Annotated in this window: 1 protein-coding gene; it reads left to right on the top strand. The window is 55.0% G+C overall.

The features are described 5' to 3' along the window. Positions 1 to 135: 135 nt before the first annotated feature. The coding region (locus PPL9_RS33475; RefSeq protein WP_208989465.1) for an NAD-dependent epimerase/dehydratase family protein at positions 136 to 742 on the top strand (607 nt) is incomplete at its 3' end.

The raw sequence follows: 742 nt of genomic DNA, 5'->3' as shown, positions 1-742 counted from the left end.
CTTCGGCTTTTTTGGTGGGCTTGGCGGCATGTCTGTTGTGGCGGCTGCCTGGGGGATTTGGCATGCGATCAGCGGACTGGTGCTTGCCAGTTTTATGGCGCGCAAAGCAGTCAAGCTTCCCGCGGAGGCGACGTCATGACCAAGCTTCTTATTACCGGTGCTGCCGGAGGTATCGGACAAGCATTTCTGAGGCAATTGGCGGGCACGGAGCTGGAGGTTGTGGCGACTGATATTCGTGAGCCGAGTGATCTCCCAGCAAATGCCCGTTTCAAAACGCTGGATGTGACTACAGACAGGGTGTCAGCACTGATTGAGGAAGAGCGGCCTGATGTGATTGTGCATCTGGCTTCCATCGTCACACCCTCTGCGGGTTCTACACGGGATATTGAGTATCTGGTTGATGTTGTTGGCACTCAGTCGGTGATTGATGCTGCGATCAAAGCAGGTGTGAAGCGTCTTGTCGTCACCTCATCCGGGGCAGCTTATGGGTATCATGCCGACAATCCTGTGCCATTGCATGAGGATGATCATATTCGCGGCAACGAAGAGTTCGCGTACTCCTACCATAAGCGTCTGGTTGAAGCTGTTTTGGCTCATGCCCGTGCGGAGGCGCCGCAACTGGAGCAGGTTGTGTTGCGGGTTGGGACGGTTCTTGGAACGAGCATGAACAATCAGATTACCGCGTTGTTCCATAAGCCGAGGCTGCTTGGGGTCGCAGGATCGGACAGCGCGTTTGTGTTTA

It is taken from the genome of Pseudovibrio sp. POLY-S9 (genome assembly GCF_001431305.1).
Classification (GTDB): domain Bacteria; phylum Pseudomonadota; class Alphaproteobacteria; order Rhizobiales; family Stappiaceae; genus Pseudovibrio.
The sequence above is the reverse complement of the archived record's forward strand: the minus strand, read 5'-3'. Positions and strand labels throughout refer to the sequence as shown.